This window comes from Pseudomonas sp. A-1, assembly GCF_004801855.1.
Taxonomy (GTDB): Bacteria; Pseudomonadota; Gammaproteobacteria; order Pseudomonadales; family Pseudomonadaceae; genus Geopseudomonas.
On the sequence record NZ_SSTC01000055.1, the window covers coordinates 1 to 26,389 of the forward strand.

At 68.5% G+C, this 26,389-nt stretch carries 23 protein-coding genes and 3 pseudogenes; 7 read left to right on the plus strand and 19 right to left on the minus strand.

What is annotated here, in order from left to right; genetic code table 11:
• Together E5198_RS13640 and E5198_RS13645 are read right to left on the minus strand one after the other, a co-directional pair.
• On the minus strand, positions 1 to 865 hold an 865-nt coding region (locus E5198_RS13640; protein WP_136490545.1), incomplete at its 3' end, for an FAD-dependent oxidoreductase.
• A gap of 19 nt (positions 866 to 884) precedes the next feature.
• Positions 885 to 1,694, minus strand: coding sequence for a shikimate dehydrogenase (locus E5198_RS13645; RefSeq protein ID WP_136490546.1), 810 nt, complete (start codon positions 1,692 to 1,694; stop codon positions 885 to 887).
• 147 nt (positions 1,695 to 1,841) lie between these two features.
• Here E5198_RS13645 and E5198_RS13650 point away from each other — a divergent pair, with 147 nt between their 5' ends.
• Positions 1,842 to 2,612 carry an IclR family transcriptional regulator C-terminal domain-containing protein gene (locus E5198_RS13650; protein WP_136490547.1) on the plus strand — a complete coding sequence of 257 codons (771 nt, stop codon included), beginning with the start codon at positions 1,842 to 1,844 and terminating at the stop codon, positions 2,610 to 2,612.
• 58 nt (positions 2,613 to 2,670) lie between these two features.
• Here the strand turns inward: E5198_RS13650 and E5198_RS13655 are convergent, their stop codons facing one another.
• From E5198_RS13655 to E5198_RS13670, 4 genes are all read right to left on the minus strand, one after another.
• Positions 2,671 to 4,389 (minus strand): FAD-dependent oxidoreductase, encoded by a 1,719-nt coding sequence (locus tag E5198_RS13655; protein ID WP_136490548.1) that lies wholly within the window; start codon positions 4,387 to 4,389, stop codon positions 2,671 to 2,673.
• A 170-nt stretch (positions 4,390 to 4,559) separates the two neighbouring features.
• A complete protein-coding gene (locus E5198_RS13660) occupies positions 4,560 to 5,561 on the minus strand; it encodes a tripartite tricarboxylate transporter substrate binding protein (protein WP_136490549.1) in 1,002 nt (333 codons plus the stop codon).
• A gap of 31 nt (positions 5,562 to 5,592) precedes the next feature.
• Positions 5,593 to 7,107, minus strand: coding sequence for a tripartite tricarboxylate transporter permease (locus E5198_RS13665; RefSeq protein WP_136490550.1), 1,515 nt, complete (start codon positions 7,105 to 7,107; stop codon positions 5,593 to 5,595).
• Between the two features lie 10 nt (positions 7,108 to 7,117).
• Positions 7,118 to 7,591, minus strand: coding sequence for a tripartite tricarboxylate transporter TctB family protein (locus E5198_RS13670; protein WP_136490551.1), 474 nt, complete (start codon positions 7,589 to 7,591; stop codon positions 7,118 to 7,120).
• Between the two features lie 490 nt (positions 7,592 to 8,081).
• Between E5198_RS13670 and E5198_RS13675 the strand changes: the two genes are divergently transcribed.
• Positions 8,082 to 8,858, plus strand: a complete 777-nt coding sequence (locus E5198_RS13675; protein ID WP_136490552.1) for an IclR family transcriptional regulator — start codon at positions 8,082 to 8,084, stop codon at positions 8,856 to 8,858.
• Between the two features lie 169 nt (positions 8,859 to 9,027).
• Here E5198_RS13675 and E5198_RS13680 read toward each other — a convergent pair whose 3' ends face one another.
• Genes E5198_RS13680 through galB form a run of 3 tightly spaced genes read right to left on the minus strand, consistent with a single transcriptional unit; the run spans position 9,028 to position 11,563 of the window.
• A complete protein-coding gene (locus E5198_RS13680; RefSeq protein ID WP_136490553.1) occupies positions 9,028 to 10,110 on the minus strand; it encodes a 4-oxalomesaconate tautomerase in 1,083 nt (360 codons plus the stop codon).
• Between the two features lie 2 nt (positions 10,111 to 10,112).
• Entirely contained in the window at positions 10,113 to 10,829 is a 717-nt protein-coding gene (locus E5198_RS13685; protein WP_136490554.1) for a 4-carboxy-4-hydroxy-2-oxoadipate aldolase/oxaloacetate decarboxylase, read from the minus strand.
• Positions 10,826 to 11,563, minus strand: a complete 738-nt coding sequence (gene galB / locus E5198_RS13690; RefSeq protein WP_136490555.1) for a 4-oxalmesaconate hydratase — start codon at positions 11,561 to 11,563, stop codon at positions 10,826 to 10,828. The genes E5198_RS13685 and galB overlap by 4 nt, the downstream gene beginning before the upstream one ends.
• Before the next feature lie 163 nt (positions 11,564 to 11,726).
• On the opposite strand from galB, the gene E5198_RS13695 reads away from it, so the two are divergent.
• Entirely contained in the window at positions 11,727 to 12,920 is a 1,194-nt protein-coding gene (locus E5198_RS13695) for a LysR family transcriptional regulator (protein ID WP_136490556.1), read from the plus strand.
• 43 nt (positions 12,921 to 12,963) lie between these two features.
• Here E5198_RS13695 and E5198_RS13700 read toward each other — a convergent pair whose 3' ends face one another.
• From E5198_RS13700 to E5198_RS13720, 5 genes are all read right to left on the minus strand, one after another.
• On the minus strand, positions 12,964 to 14,286 hold the full coding sequence (locus tag E5198_RS13700) for a TRAP transporter large permease (protein ID WP_136490557.1): 1,323 nt from the start codon (positions 14,284 to 14,286) through the stop codon (positions 12,964 to 12,966).
• Complete coding sequence (locus E5198_RS13705) at positions 14,283 to 14,810, minus strand: TRAP transporter small permease (RefSeq protein WP_136490558.1); 528 nt, start codon at positions 14,808 to 14,810, stop codon at positions 14,283 to 14,285. The genes E5198_RS13700 and E5198_RS13705 overlap by 4 nt, the downstream gene beginning before the upstream one ends.
• Positions 14,811 to 14,858: 48 nt before the next feature.
• Positions 14,859 to 15,914 carry a TRAP transporter substrate-binding protein gene (locus E5198_RS13710; protein WP_136490559.1) on the minus strand — a complete coding sequence of 352 codons (1,056 nt, stop codon included), beginning with the start codon at positions 15,912 to 15,914 and terminating at the stop codon, positions 14,859 to 14,861.
• Between the two features lie 237 nt (positions 15,915 to 16,151).
• Positions 16,152 to 17,408, minus strand: coding sequence for an OprD family porin (locus E5198_RS13715; RefSeq protein ID WP_136490560.1), 1,257 nt, complete (start codon positions 17,406 to 17,408; stop codon positions 16,152 to 16,154).
• A gap of 127 nt (positions 17,409 to 17,535) precedes the next feature.
• Positions 17,536 to 18,813, minus strand: a complete 1,278-nt coding sequence (locus E5198_RS13720; protein WP_136490561.1) for a gallate dioxygenase — start codon at positions 18,811 to 18,813, stop codon at positions 17,536 to 17,538.
• A gap of 424 nt (positions 18,814 to 19,237) precedes the next feature.
• Here E5198_RS13720 and E5198_RS22365 point away from each other — a divergent pair.
• The 3 genes and pseudogenes from E5198_RS22365 to E5198_RS13730 all read left to right on the plus strand — a co-directional run.
• Positions 19,238 to 19,591, plus strand: a pseudogene (locus tag E5198_RS22365) (Gfo/Idh/MocA family protein); the annotation flags it as partial.
• A 48-nt stretch (positions 19,592 to 19,639) separates the two neighbouring features.
• Positions 19,640 to 20,296, plus strand: a pseudogene (locus E5198_RS22370) (Gfo/Idh/MocA family protein); the annotation flags it as partial.
• A gap of 13 nt (positions 20,297 to 20,309) precedes the next feature.
• On the plus strand, positions 20,310 to 21,125 hold the full coding sequence (locus tag E5198_RS13730) for a sugar phosphate isomerase/epimerase (protein ID WP_136490563.1): 816 nt from the start codon (positions 20,310 to 20,312) through the stop codon (positions 21,123 to 21,125).
• Between the two features lie 63 nt (positions 21,126 to 21,188).
• On the opposite strand, the gene E5198_RS13735 is transcribed toward E5198_RS13730, so the two are convergent.
• From E5198_RS13735 to aroQ, 5 genes are all read right to left on the minus strand, one after another.
• Positions 21,189 to 22,208: a TRAP transporter substrate-binding protein gene (locus tag E5198_RS13735; RefSeq protein ID WP_136490564.1), complete on the minus strand. Its 1,020-nt coding sequence runs from the start codon at positions 22,206 to 22,208 to the stop codon at positions 21,189 to 21,191.
• A 50-nt stretch (positions 22,209 to 22,258) separates the two neighbouring features.
• Entirely contained in the window at positions 22,259 to 23,539 is a 1,281-nt protein-coding gene (locus E5198_RS13740) for a TRAP transporter large permease subunit (protein ID WP_136490565.1), read from the minus strand.
• The gene (locus E5198_RS13745) at positions 23,539 to 24,099 is read right to left on the minus strand and encodes a TRAP transporter small permease (RefSeq protein ID WP_136490566.1); all 561 of its coding nucleotides are present in this window, start codon (positions 24,097 to 24,099) and stop codon (positions 23,539 to 23,541) included. The genes E5198_RS13740 and E5198_RS13745 overlap by 1 nt, the downstream gene beginning before the upstream one ends.
• A gap of 107 nt (positions 24,100 to 24,206) precedes the next feature.
• Positions 24,207 to 25,058: a shikimate dehydrogenase gene (locus tag E5198_RS13750; protein ID WP_136490567.1), complete on the minus strand. Its 852-nt coding sequence runs from the start codon at positions 25,056 to 25,058 to the stop codon at positions 24,207 to 24,209.
• A gap of 7 nt (positions 25,059 to 25,065) precedes the next feature.
• Complete coding sequence (gene aroQ, locus E5198_RS13755; protein WP_136490568.1) at positions 25,066 to 25,506, minus strand: type II 3-dehydroquinate dehydratase; 441 nt, start codon at positions 25,504 to 25,506, stop codon at positions 25,066 to 25,068.
• Positions 25,507 to 25,918: 412 nt separating this feature from the next.
• Between aroQ and E5198_RS13760 the strand changes: the two are divergent.
• Positions 25,919 to 26,338, plus strand: a pseudogene (locus E5198_RS13760) (IS630 family transposase); the annotation flags it as partial.
• Positions 26,339 to 26,389: the final 51 nt, after the last annotated feature.

Here is a 26,389-nt window from a genome sequence, read left to right on the forward strand (position 1 = left end):
CGGCCTGCGCGGCGGCGCCGAAGCCGCCGGTGGCGCAGACCACCCCGCCGCGCGCCAGCACCCGCTCGCTGCGCCCGTTGCGGCGCAGCTGCACGCCGCGCACCGTGCCGTCCTCGACGATCAGGCTCTCGGCCTGGCAGTCCAGCCACAGCTCGACGCCCCTGGCGAAGGCGGTGGTGGCCAGCCGGGCGATCAGCGCGTTGCCCACGGTCAGTCGGGTGCCGCGCGGGTGCTTTAGGCGGTCGCGACCGTAGCGCGCCATCAGCTTGAGGCAGTGCCACAGCGACTGCGGTGAGCGGCGGAAGTTGAGGAAGTGCTGGATGTCGACGCGGTTCACCATCATGCCGCCGAACAGCAGCATGCCCTGCGGCGGCACCTTGAGGTCCTTGAAGCGCTCGCCGAGGCGGCGGCCGTCGTACTCGACCATCTCCAGGGCGCGGCCGCGGTCGGTGGCACCGTCCTCGTCCGGGTAGTAGTCGGGCGACAGCGGGCGCAGGGCGTAGGCCAGCTCGCTGTGCTGCTCGAGGTAGCGCAGCGCCTCGCTGCCGCGCTCGATGAAGGCGTCGACCAGCTCGGCGTCGTAGCCGGCGCCGATGGTCTTCTTCAGGTAGGTGCGTACCGCCTCGGGCGAGTCGGCGATGCCGGCGGCGCGCGCCTGGTCGCTGCCGGGGATCCACACGGCGCCGCCGGAGATCGCCGAGGTGCCGCCGAAGGTGCTCGCCTTCTCGACGATCAGCACGCGCAGGCCGCGGCAGGCGGCGGTGGTGGCGGCGGCGAAGCCGGCCGCGCCGCTGCCGAGCACCACCAGGTCGTATTCGTGGACGGCAGTGCTGGGGGCGATGGAGGGATGGATTGCGGTGGTCATGACGTGCTTCCTCTGCCGGTCAGATCTGCTGCGGGGTGACGCCCATGAAGGCGCCGAGGTTGCCGAGCTGGGCGAAGGCCATCTCGGCGCCGGTCTGCACCTGGCAGCCCATGCGCTGGGCGAAGGCAAGCAGCGGGGTGATCTCCGGCGAGGTCACCACGTCGGCCACCAGGGTGCCGGCGCGCAGGGTTTCCAGTTGGGCGAGCGGTAGGGGCAGTTCGCCGCTGCCGCCCATGCCCACCGGCGAGGCGTTGACCACCAGGTCGAAGCCGGCCAGCGACGGGTAGTCGCTGTGCACCGCCAGGCGCGGGAAGGCGTCGCGCAGCAGCGCCGCCAGGCCTTCGGCGCGCGTGGCGCTGACGTCGGCGAGGGTCAGCTCGGCGACCCCGGCTTCGGCCAGCGCCCAGGCGATGGCGCTGCCCACCCCGCCGGTGCCGACCACCAGGGCGCGCTGGCCGTGGCCCTGGAAGCCGTGCTGGCGCGCGGCGTTGAGGAAGCCGTCGCCGTCGACGTTGTCGCCGAGCAGGCGGCCGTCGGCCTCGCGGCGGATCACGTTGACCGAGCGCAGGGCGCAAGCGCGGGCGCTGACGCCGTCCAGGCGCTCGGCCAGCACCTGCTTGTACGGCACGGTGACCACGCAGCCGCGCAGGTTGCGCCAGCCGCGCAGGGTGGCGAGGAAATCGTCCAGCGCCGCCTCGGTCAGGTCGATGGCGATCATCGCCAGGTCCCTGTGGTGCTGGGCGAACCAGGTGTTGAAGTTCTCCGGCGACTTCACCTGGGCGATGGGGGAGCCGACGATGGCTACCAGTTCGGTCGAACCGCGGATCATGCTGACCTCCAGCTGTTGTGCTTGTTGTGCGGCGAGTATTGCGAGGGGCTCGCCGGGCCAACAACGCGCTGAATGGTCATTCTGGTTGTTAATCACATCGACACTGCGATAATCGCACTGAATGGCGAAAATTCCCGAGGAGTGTCCATGAGCCAGGCCCAGATCCACCCGCGCGACCTGATCGCCGGCCTGCAGAAGGGCCTGGCCCTGATGCAGCTGTTCAGCGAGGAGCATCCGCGCCTCGGCGTGGCGCAGGCGGCCCGCCTGTCCGGGCTGACCCCCAGCGCGACGCGGCGCTTCCTGCTGACCCTGGTGCACGAAGGCTTCGCCGAGAGCGACGGCCGCCAGTACTGGCTGACCGCCAAGGCGCTGCGCATCGGCCAGGCCTACGTCGACTCGGCGCAGCTGCCGCGCATGCTGCGCCCGGTGGTCGAGCAGGTGGCGCGTACCACCCAGGAGCACGTCGCGGTGGGCCTGCGCGACGGCGACGACATCGTCCACGTGGTGCGCAGCCGCTACAGCCACATCGCCTCGCTGTCGATCCGCCCCGGCTCGCGGGCGCCGCTGTACTGCACCGCCAGCGGCCGGGTGTGGCTGGCGCACCTGCCCGAGGAGGAGCTGGCCGGTTACTTCGCACGGGTGCCGCGCCGCCAGCTGACCCCGCACACCCGCACTGAAGAGGCGGCGATCCGCGCCGAGCTGGCGCAGATCGCCGCGCAGGGCTATGCGCTGGTCGACCAGGAGTACGAGGTGGGCATGCGCGTGCTGGCGGTGCCGCTGTACGGACGCGGCGGGCGGCTGCAGGCGACCCTGTCCATCACCACCCACGCCTCGCGCCTCAGCCTGGAGGAGATGCGCCTGCGCTACCTGCTGCCGCTGTACGAGGCGCAGGCGCTGCTCAGGCCGGTGCTGGACTGAAAAAGCAAAAGGCCGTGACGGATCGCTCCTCCACGGCCTTTTGCTCGGTGCCGACCGCTCACTCCCAGTCGCTGACCCCGGCGATATGCCGGCCGGCGATGTAGCCGAAGGTCACCGCCGGGCCGAGGTTGATGCCGCCGGCCGGGTAGTGGCCGCCCATGATGCTGGCCATGTCGGTGCCGGCGGCGTACAGGCCGGGGATCGGCTGGCCGTCGCCGTCCAGCACCTGGGCGCTGGCGTTGGTCTTCAGCCCGGCGAAGGTGCCGAAGCAGCCGGGCTGCACCTTCACCGCGTAGAACGGTCCGTGCTCGATGGGCGCCACGCAGGGGTTGGGCTGGTGGGTGGCGTCGCCCTGCTTGCGGTTGTAGAGGGTCGAGCCGCGGCCGAACGTCGGGTCCTCGCCGTTCCGGGCATGGCGGTTGTATTCGGCGACGGTCTTAGCCAGCCCGGCCGGGTCGATGCCGCAGGCGCGCGCCAGCTCCTCGATGGTCTTGCCGCGCTTGAGATAGCCGTTGCGCAGCCAGCCGCCAAGCGGCACCGGCGCCGGGCGTGAGATGCCCAGGCCGTAGCGGCGCTGGAAGCGGTGATCGCAGACCAGCCAGGAGGCGACCTCCTGGCCCGGCGGCACCGCGGCGACCATCGCCGCGGTGTAGTCGTAGTAGCCGTGGGCCTCGTTGACGAAGCGCCTGCCGTCGGCCAGCACGCCGATGATCCCCGGCTTGCCACGCTCGATGATGTGCGGGAAGTGGCCGCTGCTGCCGTCCGCATGGCGCACCAGCGACACCGGCGCCCAGGCCACCGGCGACACCAGGTCGGTGGCCACCTGGCCGCCGGCGGATTCGCCCAGGCGCAGGCCGTCGCCCGAGGCGCCCTGCGGCGGCAGGGCGAGGTGCTCGTGGCCGGTGGGCGTGCGCGGGAACAGTTCCTTGCGCCGCTCGATGTCGTTGGGGAAGCCGCCGGCAGCCAGCACCACCGCCTTGCGCGCGCGGATGCTGACCTCGCCCTGCGCGGTCTCCACCGCCGCGCCACGCACCGCGCCGTTTTCCAGCAGCAGGCGGCGCGCCGGCGCCGACTCGATCAGCCGCACGCCGAGCTCCTCGGCCGACTTGGCCAGCCGCGCCACCAGCGCCACGCCGTTGACCAGCTGCATGGCGCGGCCGTGGCGGGCCAGATCGACCAGGTGGCGGCCGAAGCGCCTGCCGGCGTAGACGAACGAGCGCGCCGAGCGGGTGACGCTGAGGAAGGCGGCCAGGTCCTTGCCGGCCATGATCGGCATGCCCAGGAACGAGGTCTCGCGCATGGTCTTGCGCAGGCGGTGGATCAGCGCGCCGGCCTCGCGGCCGTCCCAGGGCGCGGCGATCACCGAGCGCCCGCCGGTGCCGGCGCCGGGGCTGTCGCCGTGGATGTCGGCGATCTGGTTGCCGTCGGCGAACTGCAGGCGGGTGTGCTTCTCGAAGAACTCGACCATGTGCGGGCCGGCCGCGAGGAAGGCGTCGATGCGCGCGGGGTCGTACTTCTCGCCCAGCTCATGCCTGAGGTAGGTGCGCGGCAGCTCGGGGTCCTCGACGATGCCGGCGCGACGCGCCAGCGGGTTGCACGGCACCCACATCCAGCCACCGGACCAGGCGGTGGCGCCGCCGAACACCGGGTCCTTCTCCACCACCACCACCTGCTGGCCGTGCCAGGCGGCGGTCACCGCGGCCGACAGGCCGGCGGCGCCCGAACCTATGACCAGGACATCGCATTCCACCGGGTGGGTGAGGGGACTCGCAGGCATCGCAGTTACTCCAGCTGGGCGCACGGCGCCATGTATTGTTTCTGGAACTTGGTTCCAATAATAAGTCTGGGAAGGGTTGCCGCCAAGAGGCAGAAGCCGCTGGCGACGAAGTGCAGACCGTGAAAACGACAGGCCCGGCGCAGAGCTGGGCCTGTACGGGAGGGGCGGGATCAGGGCTTGGCGATGCCCAGGCTGTCCGGGGCGACCGCCACCGCCTTGGCCTTGTACATCGACCAGGCGGTGACCGACTGCCAGCGGTTGAGGTATTCGCTGGCCTCCGCGCCGCTGAGGTTCAGCGACTTGGCGCCGTAGTCCTTGAGGAAGGCCTGGAACTCGGGGCTGGCCACCGCCTTGCTGTAGGCGGCAGTCAGCTTCTGCTTGATGTCGTCGGGGGTGTCCTTGTGCACCCAGACACCCCAGAACGGCCCCCACGGCAGGTAGTCGGCGATCCCCGGCAGGGTCTTGCTGATCGGCTCGACGCCCGGCAGCTCCGGGTGCGCCTCGGTGCTGACCACGGCGAGGGCCTTGAGCTTGCCGGTGCGGATCAGCTCCTTGGCGGCGGCCAGGCTCAGCGGCATGAAGTCGATGTGCTTGCCCATCAGCGCGGTGATGCCGGGGCCGTCGCCGCCGAAGGTCACCTCGCGCACCTCGAGCTGGTCCACCGCGCTGATCATCGAGTGCACGGTGTTGGGCAGGGCGCCGGCCCCGGCGCCGCCCATGCGCAGGGTGCCGGGGTTGGCTTTGGCCGCGGCCATCAGGTCGGCCATGCTGTTCCACGGGCTGTCGGCATGGGTGGCGATCACCGCGACGTTCTGGCCGATCAGGTTGATCGGGTAGAGCGCGCTGTAGTCGAACTTGGCCAGGCCCAGCACCGGATACAGCTGCGGGTTCTCGGCGCCGAGCAGCACGGTGTAGCCGTTGGGCTGCTGGCCGAGCACGTAGGTGGTGCCGATCACCGCGGTGCCGCCCGGGCGGTTGTTGAGGATCAGCTTGCCGCCGAGTTCCTTCTCGACGTAGGGCGACAGGCTGCGCATCACGTTGTCGGTGGCGCCACCGGCGCCCCAGGGGATCACCGCCTGGATCGGACGCTCCGGGTAGTCGGCATGGGCGGCGAGGGCGAAACCGGCGGCGCAGGCGGCGAGGGTCATTCCGGCGAGCATTTTCTTCAGCATGGGAGGTACTCCGCTTGTTGTTGTTTTCGGATCAGGGGGTGACAGGGGTGGAGGTGCACTTCTTCTTCAGCCAGCCCGCAGCCGGGGTCTTGCCGAGGAGGATCAGGGTGATGCCGAGGCTGAGGATCAGCGACACCGGGTTGCTGACCAGTTCGCCGAGCAGCGCGGCCGGGTCGTCGCCGACCGAGGCCATCGCCTGGCGATACGAGTTGTCCATCATCGGGCCGAGGATCACGCCGAGGATCACCGGGCCCATCTGGAAGCCGAAGGCCTTGAGGAAGTAGCCGAGCAGGCCGAAGCCGAGCATCCAGTACACCTCGGTCATGCTGCTGTTGATCGAGTAGGTGCCGACCACGCAGAGCACCAGGATCAGCGGGATCAGCAGGGCCTTGGGCAGCTCGACCAGCTTGGCGAACAGCTTGATGCCCATCAGGCCGAATACCAGCAGGAACAGGTTGGCCAGCGCCAGGTTGCCCACGGTGAACCAGAAGATGTGCGGGCTTTCCACCATCAGCATCGGACCGGGATTCAGGCCGTGGATCACCAGCGCGCCGATGATCACCGCGGTCACCGCATCGCCCGGGATGCCGAGGGTCAGCATCGGCACGTAGGCGCCGCCGACCGCCGCGCTGTTGGCGGTTTCCGGCGCCACCAGGCCCTCGTAGGCGCCCTGGCCGAACGGCCGGCTGGGCTTCTTCACCGTGCGCTTGGCGTGGTCGTAGGCCATCAGCGCGGCGATGTCGCCGCCGACGCCGGGCAGGGCGCCGACCAGCACGCCGATCACCGCGGTGCGCAGCGACAGCGGCAGGAACTTCAGCACCATCGCCACGGACGGGATGATCTTGTCGACCTGCTGGCGCACCGCTGGCACGTCCAGGGTATGCAGCTGGTAGAAGGCCTCGGCGACGCCGAACAGGCCGATCATCACCACCACGTAGTGGATGCCGCCCATCAGCTCGACCTGGTCGAAGGTGAAGCGGCCCTGGGCGGTCACCGGGTCCATGCCGACCAGGCCGATCACCGTGCCCAGCGCGGCGGCGAACACGCCCTTGGCCAGCGAGCCTTCCGACAGACTGCCGACCAGCAGCAGGCCGAGCGCGGCGATCAGGAAGTAGTCGCGCGGGGCGAACTTCAGCGCCATCTCGCCGATCACCGGCGCCGCGCAGGCCAGCACCACCGTGCCGGCCAGGCCGCCGATCACCGACATCACCGTGCTCAGGCCGATGGCGCGGCCGGCCTCGCCGAGCTTGGCCAGCGGGTAGCCGTCGAAGCCGGTGGCCACCGAGGAGGGTGCGCCGGGAATGTTGAGCAGGATGGCGCTGCGCGAGCCGCCGTACACCCCGCCGATGAAGATGCCGACGATCAGCGCCAGGGCGCTATTGACCTCCCAGGAGAAGGTGAAGGAGACCAGGATCGACACCGCCATGGTCACAGACAGACCGGGGATGGCGCCGATGTAGATGCCGGCGAAGGTGCCCAGCGCGGTGAGCATCAGCAGCTGCGGATCGAGCCAGGCCATCAGCAGGTAGGAGAAGGTTTCGCTCACGGGGGATTCCTCAGGGCAGGTAGACGCTGAAGGCGAGACTGAACAGCAGCCAGATCAGACCCGTCGACACGCCGCTGGCCAGCAGCGCCACCAGCGGGCGGCCGCGTCCCAGGTAGAGGGCCGCCAGCAGCAGGAAGACGAAGGTGGCCGGGTAAAAGCTGGTCCACTGGATGCTGGCCAGGTAGGCCACCGCCAGGGCGATGAACACCAGGATGCAGCGCGGGAAGTGCTGGGCGGCGAACTGCCGGGCGGCGGCCAGCCAGCCGGCGGCGCCGGAGGCCGGCTTGCGCAGGGTGTCGAGGCCGATGCAGATGCCGGCCAGCAGCAGCACGGCGCTGACGCCGAGCGGGAAGGCGCCCGGCGAGCTGATGCCGCTGAAGCCGGCGATGCGCCAGGCCTGCACGGCGACGCCGGCGGCCAGGGCGAGCAGCAGGCAGACGAAGACCAGTTCGCCGACCTGGCGTTGTTCGAGCGGTTTTGACATGACGAGTCTCTCCGCCGGAGGCGCGAGCGCGCCTCCGCATGGTCATGGATGGGGGGCAGGCAGGGCGCCCGGCGGTCAGGCGATCAGGCGCAGCAGCCGGCGCAGACGGCCGGCAACGGCGCTGGGTGAGCGGGAGGGCCGTGCGGGGCGCGTGGTCGGCTGGGCGTCGAAGTGGACCAGCGGGGATAGGCCGGTCCAGCAATCGGTCAGGACAGCGGCGGGGGTGCGAGCTAGCGATGCATCGTGCATGAGGGGGTACCCGTATTCTTGTATTTATCGGTCTGCCGCAGCGCTGGTGTGGCGGTGCAGGTGGTGAGATTATTGGAACCAGGTTTCATAAATGGCAATTCGGCCTGATCGATAATCGAACCAAAATGAACCGTCCGGAACATTTTCCGGGCAAACCGTCCGCCAGCGCCGGTGGATCGCACGGTTTCCGTCAGGCCCGGGGCTCTTCTAGAATCGCCGCTTCTATCGCAGGGATACCAACATGGCAGGCAGTCAAATCGAACGTGCGCTGAGTCTTCTGGAAAGCCTGACCGCCGATCCGGGCGGGATGCCGCTGCAGACCCTGGCCGACCAGCTGCAGATCCCCAAGAGCGCCGCCCACCGCATGCTCGCCGAGCTGATCCGCCTCGGCTATGTGCGCCAGGACCCGCAGACCAGCCGCTACCAGCTGTCCACCCGGCTGGTGGCGCTGGGTTTCCGCTACCTGGCCAGCAGCGGCGCCGACGTGGTGCAGCCGATCCTTGACCGCCTGGCCGAGGAAACCGGCGAACTGGTACGTCTGGGCGTGATCGACGGCGAGCGCCTGACCTGGATCGCCAAGGCGCAGGGCGCGCGCGGCGGCCTGCGCTACGACCCGGACATGGGCCGCGATGCGCCGCTGTCCTCCACCGCCTCCGGCCACGCCTGGCTGGCCAGCATGAGCGACGCTGAGGCGCTGGCCAGGGTGGCGCAGCAGGCGCCGGTCGACCCCGCCGAGCTCGGCCCCAACGCCCCGCGCAGCGAGGCCGCGCTGCTCGAACGCCTGCAGCTGGCACGCCAGCACGGCTACGCCTGGGTGATGGAAAGCTCGGCGGTGGGCATGGCGGCCATGGCCTCGGTGATCCGTCACCCGCGCGACGGCCATCCCATCGGGGTGCTCAGCCTGGCCGGCCCCAGCGCGCGCCTGAGCGAGGCGCGCATGCACCAGCTGGCGCCGCGCCTGCTGGCGGCCGGCGAGGAACTGTCCCAGGCCAGCCTGGCGTCGGAGCTGTTTTCCTGAGGGCGGGCCAAGGGTGTTGCCGCTCTTGGCGTGGCGCTCTGGATTTTCCGGAAAGTCCGCGATTTACTGGCATCTGGCTGGCCTTTTTCAGTGTTTTTCGCAGTGCCGCTACGGAGTCCGCACTCCGGGCAAGAGGGCATCTCCAGCCAGCTGGCTTCTACGAGGGCTTTCAGGCCGGACCGACCCACAGCGCCGCCGGCACGCACACCTGGCCATCGAACAGCAACCGCGCGGTGCGCATCAGGCCGCAGCCGGCCAGCTCGCCATCCCGCAGGCGTAGCTCGACGGTGAATTCGCCGCTGGGGTGCTCCACCGACAGGCGCTGCAGTTCGCCGCCGGGAATACGGGCGACGGGCGCGGCCACCGAGCCCTCGACCAGGCAGGCCGTCGCCGCACTGACCGCGCCGAACACGCCGATCGAGGCGTGGCAGCGGTGCGGGATGAAGCTGCGGGTACTGATGGCTCCGCCGGAACGAGCTGGAGCGATCAGGCACATCTTCGGCACGTTGCGCAGGCGGACGTCGCCCAGGTTCATGCGCGGACCTGCCTGCAGACGGATCGACTCCAGGCGGGCCTTCAGCTCGCCGTCGGCGTCCAGCGCCTCGCGGCTCTCGTAGCCGCTGCGGCCAAGGTCCTCGGCGCGCAGCAGGACCACCGGCATGCCGTTGTCGATGCAGGTGACCTCAATGCCGTCGAAGCGGTCGCGGGCGTTGCCGGTGGGCAGCAGGGCGCCGCAACTGGAGCCGGCGACGTCCTGGAAGTCGACCACCAGCGGCGCCGCGCTGCCGGGCACGCCGTCGATGCGCGCATCGCCTGCGTATTCGACCCGCCCGCCCGGGGTCGGCACCCGGGCGACGGCGATCTGCCCGGTGTTCTCCATGAAGATGCGCACCAGGGTGACCTCGCCGCAAACCGCCACCAGCCCGCGCTCGATGGCGAAGGGGCCGACGCCGGCGAGGATGTTGCCGCAGTTCTGGCCATAGTCGACGCGCCGCTCGTCCACCAGCACCTGGGCGAACAGGTAGTCGACGTCGGCATCCGGCCGCATGGAGGTTTGGACGATGGCCACCTTGCTGGTCAGCGGGTCGGCGCCGCCGAGGCCGTCGATCTGCCGTGGGTCCGGCGAGCCCATCACCGCGAGCAGCACGCGATCGCGCTGCTCCGGTTGCGCCGGCAGATCGCTGGCGAGGAAGTAGGCGCCCTTGGAGGTGCCGCCGCGCATCAACAGGCAGGGAATGCGGGTCTGGGTCATGCTCAGCCCTCCAGCTCTTCCAGGCTGTCGACGTAACGCAGGCCCTTCTCGGCCAGGCGCGGACGCATGGCGTAGAGGTCCAGGCCCAGCTCGCCGCTGGCCAGACGCAGGCGCTTGTGCTCCTCGAGGTCGGCGCGTTTGCGGGTGGCTTCCAGCACCGCAGGCAGCTCGTCGCGGCGCACGATCACCGCGCCGTCGTCGTCGGCCAGCACGACGTCGCCCGGGTTGACCAGCTGTCCGGCGCAGACCAGCGGCAGGTTCACCGAGCCGAGGGTCTCCTTGATGGTGCCCTGGGCGTTGATGTGCCGCGACCAGACGGCAAAGCCCATCTCGCGCAGCGTCTGGCTGTCGCGCACGCCGGCGTCGATCACCAGGGCGCGCACGCCGCGGGCCTGCAGCGAGGTCGCCAGCAGGTCGCCGAAGAAGCCGTCGCTGCACGGCGAACTGGGTGCTACCACCAGGATGTCGCCCGGCCGGCACTGCTCGACGGCGACGTGGAACATCCAGTTGTCGCCGGGCGCCACCAGCACGGTGACCGCCGAGCCACAGACGCTCACGCCCTGCTGGATGGGGCGCAGGGCGCTGTCGAGCAGGCTCTTGCGGCCCTGGGCCTCGTGCACGGTGGCCACGCCGTAGCGCCCCAGCTCGTCGATCACGCCGCTGTCGGCGCGCTCGATGTTGCGCACCACGATGCCTGTCTTGCCGATCAGGCCGCTCATGCCAGGTTCTCCGTGACGCGCGGGAAGACGCTCTGGAAGCCCTCGGCGTAGACGATGTTGCGCGCGCTGGTGATGCCGACGTTGCGCTTGGCCTGCACGCCGCGCTGCAGGGCGACACGGGTGTAGTACTCCCACAGGTGTTCCTGGCCGGCCATGCACTGGATGGCGGCGTATTTCCTGTCCCACACCTCGGTGATGTCGAGGAAGGTGTCCGGGCGCCACTCGCACTGCTCCGGCTGGTGCGGCTCGAAGGCGTACACCGGCGGGGCGCCGACGATCTTATCGCCCGGCCGGTAGCCTTCGGCCTGGGCGATGATGCGCGCCTCCTGGGTCAGGTGCATGGCCAGCGGGTGGTCGTAGTTGTAGGGGTCCTTCAGTGAGTGGCTGAGGACGAACTCCGGCTGCACGCGGCGGAACACGTCGGCCAGGCGCAGCAGGGTGTCCGTGTCGGCGCGCATCGGGTAGTCGCCGATGTCGAAGAACTCGACGCTGGCACCGAGGATCTCGGCGGCGGCCAGGGCTTCCTCGCGGCGTGCGGCCTTGACCCTGTCCTCGGTCATCGCGCCCTTGCGCCACAGCTTGGCCGACTCGCCGCGCTCGCCGAACGACAGGCAGACGATGTGCACGGCATAGCCCTGCGCGGCATGCAGGGCGATGGCACCGCCGGCGCGCCAGACGAAATCGGCGGAGTGGGCGCTGACCACCAGTGCGCTCTTCTGGAATGTCTCGTTCATTGCGGGTTGCTCCTCCTGCGTTATGGCCGGGAAAGCATGTCACCCGGTCTTTCCCCGCAAGTAATGCTTTAAACCGCCCTTGCTATGCGTTTTGTTTATTGCCGATATCGGAGATGGGCGGGCATAGTTGTGCCATTTCCGAGATGGGCGAGGCCTCGAGCGCATGAGTGAAAACGAACTTCCCAATCTGATGCAGGTGCGGGCCTTCGTGCGGGTGGCCGAGCAGGGCAGCGTGTCGAAGGCCGCTTCGGTGCTGTACCGGGCGCAGTCGGTGGTCACCCGGGCCATCGCCGATCTGGAAACCGGGCTCGGCGTCACGCTGTTCGAGCGCCACACCAACGGCATGCGCCTGACCGACTTCGGCGAACGGCTGCTGCCGCGGGCGCGCCGCGTGCTGGCCGAACTGGAAAGCGTGCCGCGCCTGCTCGGCAATGCCACGGAGCCGCTGTACCTGTTCCAGGCCCGGCGCCTGCAGGTGTTCGTCAAGCTCTGCGAGACCCGCCACATGCAGACGGTGGCCAGCCTGTTCGGCCTCACCCAGCCGGCGGTCAGCGCCGCCCTCAAGGTGCTGGAAAGCGGCACCGGGCAGGCGCTGTTCGAGCGCACGCCGCGCGGCCTGCAGCCGACCCGGGCGAGCCACGAGATCCTCTTTCCCGTGCGCCGGGCGCTCAACGAGCTGCGCCACCTCGAGGCCGACGTCGCCGCCATGCGCGGCCGCCTGGAGGGCGTGGTGCGGGTGGGCGCGCTGCCGCTGGGGCGCACCCGGATCCTGCCTGAGGCCATCGTGCGGCTGACCGCCGTGCATCCGGACGTGCAGGTGGCCACCGACGAGAGCCCGTTCGACCTGCTGGCCACCGAACTGCGCAGCGGCGACGTGGATTTCATCTTCGGCGCCCTGCGCGCGGCGGAGTACGCCAGCGACCTGGTCGGCGAGGCCCTGCTCAGCGAGGAGATGGTGGTGCTGGTGCGCCGCGACCACCCGCTGCTGGCCGGGGACCTCGGCCCCGAGGCGCTGCAGCACGCCCGCTGGGTCCTGCCTCGTGCCGGCTCGCCGGCCCGCCAGTTGCTGGAGGGGAGTTTCGCCGAGCTGGGCATGCCGCCGCCGCGGCCGGTGGTGGAAAGCGGCGACCTGGCGATCATCCGTGGCCTGCTGCTGCGCTCGGAACTGCTGGCGGCGGTGTCGGCGCACCAGCTGGAGCGGGAGATCCGCTCCGGCGAGCTGTGCGTCCTGCCTTGGCCGCTCAGGCACACGGCCCGGGTGATCGGCCTGATCCAGCGGGCCGGCTGCCTGCATACGGCGGCAGCCCAGGCGCTGATGGACGCCATCCGCGCGGTGATCCGCGAGCAGGAAGCATGACGGCGCCCGCGGGCGCCGTCACACAAGGGGCGAGCGTGGCCGCTCAGTTCAGCCAGCGCACCAGGCAGAGGGTGATGGAGGGGAACAGCACCAGCACCACCACGCGCACGATGTCGGAGGCCAGGAAGGGCACGATGCCGCGGAACGCCTCGCGCAGGCTGACGTCCTTGCTCATGCCGCTGATCACGTAGACGTTCATGCCCACCGGCGGGGTGATCATGCCGATCTCCACCACCATCAGCACCAGGATGCCGAACCAGATGGCCTTCTCGGTCTGGTCCAGGCCGTAGAAGTCCAGGCCCATGACCATCGGAAAGAAGATCGGGATGGTCAGCAGGATCATCGACATGGTGTCCATCACGCAGCCGAGGATCAGGTACAGCAGCAGGATGCCGGCCAGCACCACGAAGGGCGGCAGGCCGCTGTTGCCGATCAGGTCGGCGAGCGCCACGGGCAGCTGCGACAGGGCCAGGAACGAGTTCATCACGTCGGCGCCGAGCAGGATCATGAAGATCATCGCGGTGGTCACCGCAGTGCCGTAGAGCACCTCCTTGAACTCGGCCAGGCGCAGCTTGCCCAGCACCACGGCGAAGAAGCCGGTGCCCAGGGTACCGATCGCCGCGGCCTCGGTGGGGGTGAACCAGCCGCCATAGATGCCGCCGAGCACCAGCACGAAGATCAGGAAGATCGGCCAGACGCCCTGCTGCGCCGCCAGGCGCTCGGCCCAGCGCTGGCGCGGCTGCGCCGGCCCGGCCTCGGGATTGAGGCGCACGAAGATGGAGATGGCGATCATGTAGCCGACCGCGGCCAGCACGCCGGGCACGAAGGCGGCCATGAACAGGGCGGAGATGTTCTGCTGCGAGAGGATCGCGTAGATCACCAGCACCACCGACGGCGGGATGAGGATGCCCAGGGTGCCGCCGGCGGCCAGGCAGCCGACCGCCAGCGAACCGGAGTAGTTGTAGCGCTTGAGTTCGGGCAGGGCGACCTGGCCCATGGTCGCCGCGGTGGCGATGGACGAGCCGCACACCGCGCCGAAGGCCGCGCAGGAGCCGACCGCCGACATGGCCAGGCCGCCGCGCCAGTGGCCGATCATCGCCGCCGCGGCGCGGAACAGGCCCTTGGCCAGGCCGCCGCGCGAGGCGAACTGGCCCATCAGCAGGAACAGCGGGATCACCGACAGGTCGTAGACCGTGTAGCGCGCGTAGGCCACCGACTTCAGGTAGCTGAGCAGCGGGTCCCAGCCGCCGATGGTCACGTAGCCGGCGATGCCGGTGAGCAGCATGGCGATGGCGATCGGAATGCGCACCACCAGCAGCACCAGCAGGATGGCGAGAAAGAGTCCGCCGATTTCGACAGTGCTCATGGGTTTTCCCCCTTGCCGGTCAGGTCGTTCCAGGCGGTGTACAGCGACACCAGAGCGAGCAGCGCGAAGCCGGGCGCGAAGGCGCTCATCGACCACCACAGGGGCAGCCCCATGATGATCGACTCTTCGCCGCTGCCGTAGGCGTCAAGGACGCCGAGCGCCGAGCGCCAGGCGAGCAGGGCGGCGGCCACCGCCATCAGCAGGCCGCCGAGGGCGTCCAGCCGGCTGCGCACGCGCTGCGGCGCATGCAGGGTGAACACATCGACGATCACGTTGCCGCGGCGCAGTTGGCACAGCGGCAGGAAGAACACGATGGCGATGCCGCAGCCCATTTGCACCAGCTCCACGTCGCCGAGCAGCGGCTCGTCGAACAGCACGCGCATGGCGATGCTGTACGACGCCATCAGGGTGATGGCCACCAGCAGCAGGCCGCCGATGCCGGCCAGCAGGCGCGACAGGGCATCCAGCTGGCGGCCGAGGGAAGACTCAGGCAGCGCGGCTGCCTGGACAACAAGTTCACTCATGGGAATCTCCGAGGCAGGGGCGCCGGCGTTGCCGGCGCCGCGCAGGGGTCAGCGGGCCAGTTGCGCGCTGTAGCGGTCGATCAGCTGGCGGGCGTCGTCGAGCATGGCGGCGCCATTGGCATAGCCCTTGTCCTCGACCTCGTCTATCCAGTCCTGATTGAGACGTTCGCCGACCTTCATCCACTCGCGCTGTTCGTCCTCGGGCAGCGCGGCGATCTGGTTGCCGCGGCTCTGCGCCAGCTGGTGACCGGTCTCGACCACCTGGGTGTCCCACAGGTGACCGGCCTGGCGCGACAGGGCGAGGCCGCTGTTGTCGTCGATGATCTTCTTCAGGTCGGCCGGCAGGCTGTCGTACTTGGCCGGGTTCATGGCGAGAACGATGGCCGTCTGCATGAGGATCGGCTGGTTGGGTGCCATCTCGGTGTGGTACTTCACCAGCTCGTGCAGCTTGAGTGCCGGCACCACGTCCCAGGGCACGATGGCGCCGTCGACCACGCCCTTGGACAGCGCCTCGGGGATCTGCGGCACCGGCATGGCCACCGGGGTGCCGCCCAGCAGGGAGATCAGCTTGGTGGAGGTGCGGTTGGCGGAGCGGATCTTCATGCCGCGGAAGTCGGCCATGCTCTTGATCGGCTTCTTCGAGGTGTGCACCAGGGCGCCGTCGGTCACATGGGTGGCGAGCAGGTGCATGCCGGCGAACTCCTTCTGCCCGTGCTTCTGCACGAAGTCCCACATCGCCTGGCTGCTGGCCTCGGCGGAGCGGCTCATGAACGGCTGCTCGAACACCGAGATCAGCGGGAAGCGCCCGCTGGTGTAGCCGGGCAGGGTCCAGACGATGTCGGCGACGCCGTCGCGGACCTGGTCGACCAGCTGCGGCGGGGTGCCGCCCAGCTGCATCGAGGGGAAGAACTGGAACTGGATGCGTCCCTTCGACTCCTCGGTTATCTTCCGGGTCCAGGGCTCGAGGAAGTCGGCATGGGTCACCGAGTGGGTCGGCAGGAAGTGATGGACCTTGAGGGTCACCACGGGATCGTCGGCCAGGGCGGTCAGGCTGAACGAGCCGGCGGCCAGCAGGGTGAGCAGGGCCTTGACGGGTTTGAGCATGGTCATTTCCTTTGTTGTTGTTCTGGGGGCTTTCGCGGTTGCGAGAATGCTGTCACGCAAGGCGCCGGAGCGAACAATGCGTAAGCCTTTCCAGGTCATGCGTTCTGCTTATGAGCCTGGAAAGAAGAGCCCTGGAAGTCCGTCCGCAGACGGGCGCAGGGAATGTTGGTGCCTGGCCTCATCGATGACAATTCGGCATGACCGCTGATCGAACACAAATGAAGCCGCACAACATTTTCAGAGCAGGTTGAGCGGGTAGTTGACAATCAGGCGGTTCTCGTCGAAGTCGGTGCCGTTGCTGGCCCAGCTCTTGCGGATGCTGGCGTTGCGCCACTTGAGATTGAGGCTCTTCAGCGGGCCGGACTGCACCACGTAGGCCAGCTCGGTCTCGCGTACCCATTCCTTGCCGTCGCTGACGCCGGCGACCTCGGCGTCCTCGCCGCTGATGTAGCGGGTCATGAAGGTCAGCCCCGGAATGCCCCAGCCGGCCAGGTTGTAGTCGTAGCGCAGCTGCCAGGAGCGTTCGTTGGCGTTCTCGAAGCTGGAGTTGAAGCTGTCGTTGGCCACGGTGCCGCCGCTGGTGCCGTTGACGCGCATCCAGCCGTCATCGCCGCTGACTTTCTGCAGGCCGACGTAGAAACCGTGGTTGCCGGTCTTGGCGGAGAAGAGTCCCGAGACGGTCTGGTTGTCCAGCTCGCCAGCCAGCTCATCGCCATGCTCGGCACCGATGAAGTAGCCGAGGTTGGCGCCCAGCGTCCAGGCGCCGACCGGTTGGGCATGTACCAGGTTGTAGTACTGCTGCTGGTAGATGTCCTCCAGTTCGGCGTACCAGGCGCCGACCATCGTGCGCTTGTCGTTGAAGCTGTACTCGCCGCCGGCGAAGTTGAAGCGGTCGGAGGTGAACGCCGGTCTTCCGAAGATCGACAGGTCTTCCATGCTGGCGTCGTTGCGCGGGCTGTTCTGGCGGAACTGGCCGCCGTAGAGGGTCAGCCCGGCGATTTCCTTCGAGGTGAGCTGCGCGCCCTGGAAGGTCTGCGGCAGCGAGCGGCCGTCGTCGGCGCGCAGGATCGGCAGCACCGGCATCCACTCGCCGACCTTCAGCTCGGTGGCCGAGATCCTGGCCTTGCCGGCCACTGCCAGGCGGCCGAAGTCGTCGGCCGGGCGGCCGTCGTCGTGCACCGGCAGCAGCTGGGTGCCGGCGGTGCCCTTGCCGCCGTCGAGCTTGACCGAGTACAGGCCGAGCGCATCGACGCCAAAGCCGACGGTGCCCTCGCTGAAGCCGGAGCGCGCATCGAGAATGAAGCTCTGCGTCCATTCCTCGGCGCGGCTCTGCGCACTGCTGGCGGAGTGGCGGAAGTCGCGTCCCAGGTAGAAGTTGCGCAGGTTCAGGGTGGCGGTGGCGTCTTCGGCGAAACCGGCGGCCTGGGCGCCCAAGGGCAGGGCGACGGCAACGGCGACGGCACAGGACAGGGGACGGAAGCGTTTGGCTTGCATTGTTGTTGTTCTCCATTTTTTGGGGAAAAGCGTCCCCCGCCCGACGATGGCCGGGGTTCAGACAGGGGGTAGGTGACGAACGATCAGGGCCTGCCAGCAGGACAGGCCCGTGCCCCGCGGGGCGAACTCAGCGCGCGGACTTGCCCGACACCGGTTTGCCGGCCACGGAATAAACGACCTGCTGATTGCGGGTCTTCATGAACTCTTCGAGGCTCTGGCCGCGCATGGCCGCGTAGATGTCCAGGTTGGAGACGCCAAGCACCGCGCCGAGCTTCTCCAGCATGAAGAAGATCACCCCGTAGTGGAGCAGGCCGCGCCAGTCGCGGCGGCGCAGCAGCTCGCGCTCCTCGTCGCTGAGCCCGGCCTCTTCGAACAGCGCCTCGGGGTTCTCGAGGAAGCGCAGGCGCCAGGCCGGCTCGATCATCCGGTGCAGGAACTTGTTGAGGCGGTAGCCCCTGGCGCTGCGCTCCAGGGTGAAGGGGTAGGTGCCTTCCAGCTTGTCGGCGCCGGCCAGCTGGCGGTTCATGTGCTCGCGGTGGCGGGCCTGCACGTCGGCGGGCACCGCCTGGTCCTGGTTTTCCAGCAGCAGGGTGCAGATGCCGGTCATCGACGGCAGGTAGTAGTCGTGGTGCAGCTTCTTCACGCTGCTGGACAGCGCGCCGCGCATGATCAGCCACATGATCACCTCGGCGCCCTCCATGCCGCCCAGGGTGGCGTACTCGGCCAGGGTCAGCTCGGTCAAGCGCAGCGGGTCGTTGACCAGCAGGTCGACGAACTGGGCATCCCATTCCGGGTTGTTGAAGCCGCAGCGCTCGCCGTGCACCTGGTGGGACAGACCGCCGGTGGCGACGATGGCCACCTTGAGGTCCTCGGGGTAGCTCTCGATAGCGCGGCGCAGCGCCTGCCCGAGCTTGTAGCAGCGCGCGGCGCTCGGCACCGGGAACTGCAGCACACCCACCTGCAGTGGCACGATCTCCAGCGGCCAGCCCGACTCATGCGGCAGCAGCGCCGACATCGGCGAGAAGAAGCCATGGTCCAGCGGCTTGTCGCGGAAGAAGCTCATGTCGAACTCGTCGGCCACCAGGCTGGCACCGATGTGCCGCGCCAGCGCGGCATGCCCGCCGATCGGCGGAAGGTCGCGCGGGTTGCCGCCCTCGTCGGCGACCTCGTAGCGCTCGTCCACACCGAGGGAGAAGGCGCCGTAGTGGTCGAAGAAGAACGAGGTCACGTGGTCGTTGAAGACGTAGAACAGCACGTCGGGTTTTTGCTCCTCGAGCCAGGCGCGGACCGGCTCGAAGCTCTGGAAGATCGGCGCCCAAGCGGCCTCGCCCTGCTTGTCGTGGTCGACGGCGAAGCCGATGGTCGGGGTGTGGGAGACGGCGAGACCGCCGATGATGCGTGCCATGTCGATTGTCCTTGTTGTCGGTGATGATCAGTGTGCCTGGGCGGCTCGACCGGCACAGGCGTGGTATGGCCGCTGGCCCGGCTCCCAGACGCGCAATGCGGTCGGTCAGGATGCGACTCTACTTTTTCGGCCTCGTATCAGGCTGCTGGGAAATCCTTAATCGGGTATCGCTTTTTCTTATCGACAACCCAGTCTTTCGTCGATGTCGGATAAAACCGGCTGCCTAGCTGCATCAGCAAGGCAGGATTCGCCTTCAGCAAGGGGCGATCGGTGTCTGTGTTGTCCGTTAATCGCACAGGTATGGTCTGACGTATCTTGCTTGAAAGTGGAACAAGGTTCTAAATTGCTGGCAGCGCATCGCAAGACAGCAGCCATCCGGCACTGCTGACCCGGCCGCCCGCCACAACAACAAGAGGAACCTGCCTTGACCGAGCCACTGCGTATCGCCCTGATCGGCGCCGGTGTCATGGGACGCCAGCACCACCAACACCTCAAGGACCTGCCCGAGGCGCGGCTGTGCGCCGTGGCCGATCCCGCCCGGCAGGCCGCGGCCTTCGCCGCCGAATGCGCCGTGCCGTACTTCGCCGAGCACCGGCGCATGCTCGAAGAGGTCCGACCGCAGGCGGTGATCGTCGCCAATCCCAACACCCTGCATGTCAGCACCGCGCTGGACTGCATCGCCGCCGGGGTTCCGGTGCTGCTGGAGAAGCCGGTCGGCGTGCACCTCGACGAGGTGCGCGAGCTGATCGCCGCCTCGCGGAACGCCGGTGTGCCGGTGCTGGTCGGTCACCACCGCCGGCACAACCCGCTGATCGTCCGTGCCCGCGAGCTGGTGGAGGAGGGCAGCCTCGGCCGGCTGACCACGGTCACCGCGCTCTGGCAACTGCAGAAGCCGGACAGCTACTTCGACATCCCCTGGCGCCGCGAGCCGGGCGCCGGGATGCTGCTGACCAACCTGATCCACGACCTCGACCTGCTGCGCCACCTGTGCGGCGAGGTCGCCGAGGTGCAGGCGCTCACCGGCAACGGCGTGCGCGGCTTCGCCAACGAGGACAGCGCCGCGGTGCTGCTGCGCTTCGCCAACGGCGCGCTCGGCACCTTGACCGGCTCCGACGCAGTGGCCGCGCCCTGGAGCTGGGAGCTGGATTCCGGCGAGAACCCGGTCTATCCGCGCCAGGACGACCAGTCCTGCTACCTGCTGGCCGGCACCCGCGGCGCGCTGAGCATCCCGCAGCTGGCCCGCTGGCACTACGCCGAACCCGGCGCCGGCTGGCACCAGCCGCTGCTGTGCAGCCAGGAGAGCTGCGTGCCCGGCGAGGCGCTGGCGCTGCAGTTGCGCCACTTCGTCCGCGTCGCCCGCGGCGAGGTCGCGCCGCTGGTCAGCGCCGCTGACGCCGGCAACACCCTGGCGCTGCTCGAAGCCATCCAGCGCGCCGCCGCGAGCGGCCGCACCTGTGCTCCCGAACTCCTTTCCATCCAATAAGAAGAGAACCGCCATGAGCGAACGCAACCTGTCCCTCGCCGCCCTGACCGTACTCGAGCTGTCCCCGCCGGACATGGTCGAGGTGGCCGCCCGCGCCGGCTACAGCCACGTCGGCCTGCGCCTGGTGCCGGCCACCGCCGAGGAGCATCACTTCCCGCTGGTGGCCGACGCCGGCCTGCGCCGGCAGACCCAGACGCGCCTGCGCGACAGCGGCGTCGAGGTGTTCGACATCGAGATCCTGCGCCTCAAGCCGGAGACCGCGGTGGCCGACTTCGAGCCGATCCTCGCCGCCGGCGCCGAGCTGGGCGCCAGTGCGGTGCTGGTGGCCGGCAACGACCCCGACGAGGCACGGCTGACCGACAACTTCGCCGCCTTCTGCGAGCTGGCGGGCGGCTTCGGCCTCTATCCGCACCTGGAGTTCATGCCCTGGACCGACGCCAGGGACCTGCTGCAGGCCATGCGCATCGTCGACAACGCCGGACAGGCCAACGGCTGCGTGCTGGTCGACGCCTTCCACTTCAACCGGTCCGCCTCGCGCCTGGAGGACCTGGCGCGTCTCGATCCGGCGCGCATGCGCTACGCCCAGCTGTGCGACGTGGCCGGCCCGGTGCCGGCGGACATGGACGAGATCCTCCGCCAGGCGCGCAACGAGCGGCGCTTCCCCGGCGACGGCGATTGCGACCTGCTCGGCCTGTTGCGTGCGCTGCCGGCCGACCTGCCGCTGAGCCTGGAGATTCCCACCCGCCAGCTCTACGAGCAGGGCGTTGGCGCCCTGGAACGGGCGCAGATCGCCATCGACAAGGCGCGCACCCTGCTGGCGCGGATCTGAACGAACAACGCCCCCTGCCGGCGGACGGCAGGGGGCGTTGTCAGGAAGGGGACTGCCGTGAACTCACTGGCCGGCGCGCACCTTGTCGATGGATTCGTACATGGCCTTGACCAGCGCCGGGTCGAGATCCTTGGCGAACTGCTCGACCACCGGCTTGACCTTCTCGCGGAAGCGGTCGATCTCGGCCGGGGCGATCTCGTTGGCGGCGATGCCTCCCTGCTTGAGCTTGTCCAGCGCCGCGCTCTGCGCCTTCTCGGTGATCTCGCGTTGGTAGTTCTGCGCTTCGCTGGCCGCTTCGCGGATCAGCGCCTGCTCGTCGTTGCTCAGCTTCTGCCAGGTCTTCTGGCCGATGACGAACGACTGCGGGTTGTAGATGTGGTTGGTGGAGGACAGGTACTTCTGCACCTCGTGGAACTTGCTGCCGAGGATCACGGTGTAGGGGTTCTCCTGGCCGTCCACGGTGCGCTGCTCCAGCCCGGTGTAGACCTCGGGGAAGGGCATCGGCACCGGGTTGGCGCCGAGCGCCTTGAAGGTTTCCAGGTAGATCGGCGACTGGATCACGCGGATCTTCAGGCCCTGCATGTCTTCCGGTTTGGTCACCGGGTGCTTGCTGTTGGTCAGGTTGCGGAAGCCCAGGTCCCAGTAGCCGAGGCCGATCAGGCCCTTGCTCTCCAGGCGCGAGTGCAGCTGCTGGCCGACCTCGCCGTCGATCACCGCATGGGCCTCGGCGGTGTTGTTGAACAGGTAGGGGAAGTCGAGCATGGCGAATTCCGGTACCTGAGCGGCGAGGATGCCGGAGTTGAGCACGGTCAGGTCGAGGGTGCCGCCCTGCAGCGCGGAGACGGTCTGCAGGTCGCCGCCCAGGGTGCCGCCGGCGAACAGGCGCACCTTGATCTTGCCGCCGGACTTCTCGCTGACCAGGTCGGCGAACTTCTGCGCGCCCTGGCCCTGCGGGTGATCCTTGACGTTCTGGAAGGCGAAACGCAGGGTGCGCTCCTTGATTTCGGCGGCGCTGGCGGCGCCGGCGAACAGCACGCCGGCGGCGCAGGCGGTGGCGAGCAGGGTTTTCAGCAGTTTGGTCATGTCTGTGGCCTTTCTCTTGTTGTTGGTTGGGGTCGACAGGGTTTTCGGGGTCAGCCGGCGAGGTACTTCATCGGTACGGTCACCAGTTCGGGGAACAGCACCAGCAGGAGCAGCACGATCAGTTGCGCGATCAGGAAGGGGCCGACGCCGCGGACGATCTCTTCCATCTTCAGCTTGGAGACGCCGCACACCACGTTGAGCACCGTGCCCACCGGCGGGGTGATCAGGCCGATCGAGGTGTTGATGATGAACAGCACGCCGAAGTACACCGGGTCGATGCCGGCCTGGGTCACCGCCGGCATCAGCACCGGGGTGAGGATCAGGATCGCCGGGGTCATGTCCATCACCATGCCGACCATGACGATCAGCAGCATGATCACCAGCAGCAGGGCGGTCGGGTTGTCCATGAACGGCTCGAGCAGGCCGGCCAGCTGGCCCGGCAGGTCGGCGATGTTGACCAGCCAGGAGGAGACCATCGCGGCGGCGACCAGGAACATCACCACCGAGGTGGTGCGCGCGGCGGAGATGACCACCTCGTAGAGGTCGCCGAGCTTCAGCTCGCGGTAGATCACCACGGAGACGAACAGCGAGTAGACGGCGGCGACCACCGCGGCTTCGGTCGGGGTGAAGATGCCGAACTTGAGGCCGAAGATGATGATCACCGGCAGGCCCATGGCCCAGCTGCCGTCGAGCAGGGCGCGCAGCACTTCCTGGCGCGAGCGCTTGGGCGGCATCTCGACGTTCTCGCTGCGCGAGACGAACCACCAGACCACCGCCAGCGCGGCGCCGAGCATGATCCCCGGCACGATGCCGGCCATGAACAGCTTGGAGATCGATACCCCGGAGGCGACGCCGAAGACGATGAAGCCGATGCTCGGCGGGATGATCGGCGCGATGATGCCGCCGGCGGCGATCAGGCCGGCCGAACGCGAGCGGCTGTGGCCGGCGCGCACCATCATCGGCACCAGCAGGGCGGCTAGCGCCGCGGCGTCGGCGACCGCCGAGCCGGACAGCGAGGCGAGCAGGCAGGAGGCGATGATCGCCACGTAGCCGAGGCCGCCACGCTTGTGGCCGACCAGGGCCATGGCGATGTTGACGATGCGCCGCGACAGGCCGCCCGCATTCATGATCTCGCCAGCCAGCATGAAGAAGGGCACGGCCATCAGCGGGAAGCTGTCGGCGCCGTTGAGCAGGTTCTGGGCGATGATCTGCGCGTCGAACAGGTCGAGGTGCAGCATCAGCGCGACGGCGACCAGCAGCAGGGCGAAGGCGATCGGGATGCCCAGCGCCATGCCGCCGAGCAGGGTGCCGAGGAAGATGGTCAGGGTCATCAGGCGTTCCTCCCGGCAGCGGCTTGCTGGTGATGCAGGTGCTCGATTTCGTCGGCGGCCTCGCCGTCCTTGAGGGTCACCAGCTCGTCGGGATTCAGGCGGCCGGTGATGGCGAGGAACAGTTCATGGAGCAGGATCAGCCCGGCGCTGACGCCGAACACCACGCCGACGCCGTAGAACCAGGCCATCGACAGGCCGGAGGCGGGGGCGACCACGTCGAGGTTGATCTGCGCCTGCTGCCAGCTGCCGCTGAGGATCAGCCAGGTGACGAACAGCATGAGCAGGTGGCCGACCACCAGGCAGAAGCGCTTGCCGAGCGGCGGCAGGCGCTTCACCAGGCTGTCGAGGCCGAGGTGGGCACGTTCGCGGAGGGCGACCAGCGCGCCGAGGAACACCATCCAGACGAAGAACCAGCGCGATAGCTCTTCCGAGACGCTGATTCCGGAGTTGAAGGCATAACGCAGGACCACGTTGCCGAAGACCAGCACCACCATGCCGAGCATGCACAGCACGATGAGCAGCTTGAGCAGGTGGAAGTAAAGGTCGGCTATTTTTTTCATGATTGACCTCTTTCGGTTGTCCCGGGGCTGGCAGCGCTTGGCCCTCCCTGCCAGCGCGATCAACCCCAGGTGAGCGTGGCCACCGGGGCGGCCACCTGTGGCGTGCTTCAGCCCATGCTGGCGAAGTGCGCCAGCATGCGCTCGGCATCGGCCGCGCGGCCGGTGAACAGCTCGAACGCCTTGACCGCCTGGAACACCGCCATCTTGCTGCCGTCGAGGGTCTGGCAGCCGAGGGCACGGGCGGCGCGCAGCAGCTCGGTTTCCAGCGGGAAGTAGATGATCTCCGCCACCCACAGGTCGGCGTGCAGCAGCTCGGCCGGCAGTGGCAGGCCGGGCAGCTTGGCCATGCCCACCGGGGTGGTGTTGACCAGGCCCTGGGCCTCGGCCATGGCGGACGGCAGGTCGCCGCCGGCCTGGGCGCGGCCGGCGCCGAAGCTGGCGTTGAGGCTGGCGGCCAGCTCGGCGGCGCGCGCCGGCTCGACGTCGAAGATGGTCAGCTGGCGCACGCCTTCCTGCAGCAGGGCATGCGCCACTGCGGCACCTGCGCCGCCGGCACCCATCTGCACCACGCGCTCGCGCGCCACGCCCGGCAGGCCGCGACGGAAGCCTTCGGCGAAGCCCAGGCAGTCGGTGTTGTGGCCGACGCGCTTGCCGTTCTCGAACACCACGGTGTTCACCGCGCCGATGCCGCGCGCTTCCGGCGACAGCTCGTCGAGCAGAGGGATGATCGCCTGCTTGCACGGGAAGGTGATGTTCAGGCCGGTGAAGCCCAGGCGCTGGGCGGCGTCGAGCAGCTCGGGCAGGGCGGCGCTGGTGACGCCGAGCTGGTCGAGGTCGATCAGCCGGTACAGGTAGCGGATGCCCTGGGCGTCGCCCTCGTGCTCGTGCAGGGCGGGGGTGCGCGAGGCCTGGATGCCGGCGCCGATCAGGCCGGCGAGGATGCTGGAGGTCTGGGTCATGATGGTCTCAACCGTTGAGCAGGTGGACGAAGTGGGTCAGGCCCATGCGGTAGCCGTGGCTGCCGAAGCCGCACAGCACGCCGACGGCGACGCCGGAAACGAAGGAGTGGTGACGGAACTCCTCGCGCTTGTGCACGTTGGAGAGGTGCACCTCGATCACCGGCAGCTCGGCGGCGACCAGCGCGTCGCGGATCGCCACCGAGGTGTGCGTCCAGGCGCCGGGATTGATCAGGATGCCGGCGCAGCGGCCGCGCGCCTGGTGGATCCAGTCGATCAGCTGGCCTTCGTGGTTGGTCTGGCGGAACTCGACTTCCAGGCCGTGCTCGGCGGCGGTGCGCTGGCAGAGGGCTTCGACGTCGGCGAGGGTTTCATGGCCGTAGGTGGCAGGTTCGCGGGTGCCCAGCATGTTCAGGTTGGGACCGTTGAGGACGAGGATCAGGTGCGACATGCGCGCGCTCTCCGTTGTTGTTCTTGTCGCCGGTGGTGTGCCGGTAGTGATCAGAAAAATGTACTAACCAGTTAATTCAGTCAATAGCGCACGATCAGGCTGCTCGCCCTGCGAACGTGCTACGGCGTTCCTCCGAGCGATCAGACTGCGGGGCGTAAAACCCCTCTAGAACAATACTTTCAGGGCTTGTGCCGGGTGGCGCAGCGGCTTTCGGAGTGGGGGATTGACCAGGCGATTGTGCTGAGTGGGTGGGTATAAAGCGTTCGTTAATCGGCTAGTTGCACGATCGCCGTCCGAGCGACTGTCAGCGAGGACGATGGTCGCAGTGGGGAGGAGTCAGGGCAGGAACGTAGGACAGGTTCGGCGGGCGCCTACTCTCTGGGAGATTTCGCTGCCGAGCCGAGCTATCAGGTGGCAAGTCGCGCAGGTGTGGGCTGCTGCCGACCTCAAGCCTCATCGGTTGAAAACCTTCAAGATCAGCAATGACCCGCACTTTGCAGACAAAGTGGTCGATGTCGTCGGGCTATATTTGAATCCGCCCGACAACGCCTTGGTGCTGTCTGTTGATGAAAAAACGCAGATCCAGGCACTGGATCGCACGCAGCCCATGTTGCCGCTCAAGCCTGGGCAGGTTGAGCGGCGGACGCATGACTACAAGCGTCACGGGACGGCCAGCCTGTATGCCGCCTTTGACATCCTGACGGGCAAGGTCATCGGCTGTATCACTCAGCGACACAGGGCCAAGGAGTTTCTGGAGTTTCTTCGGCAGATCGACCGCAGCACCCCCGCCGAGCTGGACCTGCATGTGATCTTGCCCAGCCGCAGTGGACACCCCGTTAAGCGATAAACTGCAACGAGGTGAACCATGGCAAGACCAACAACC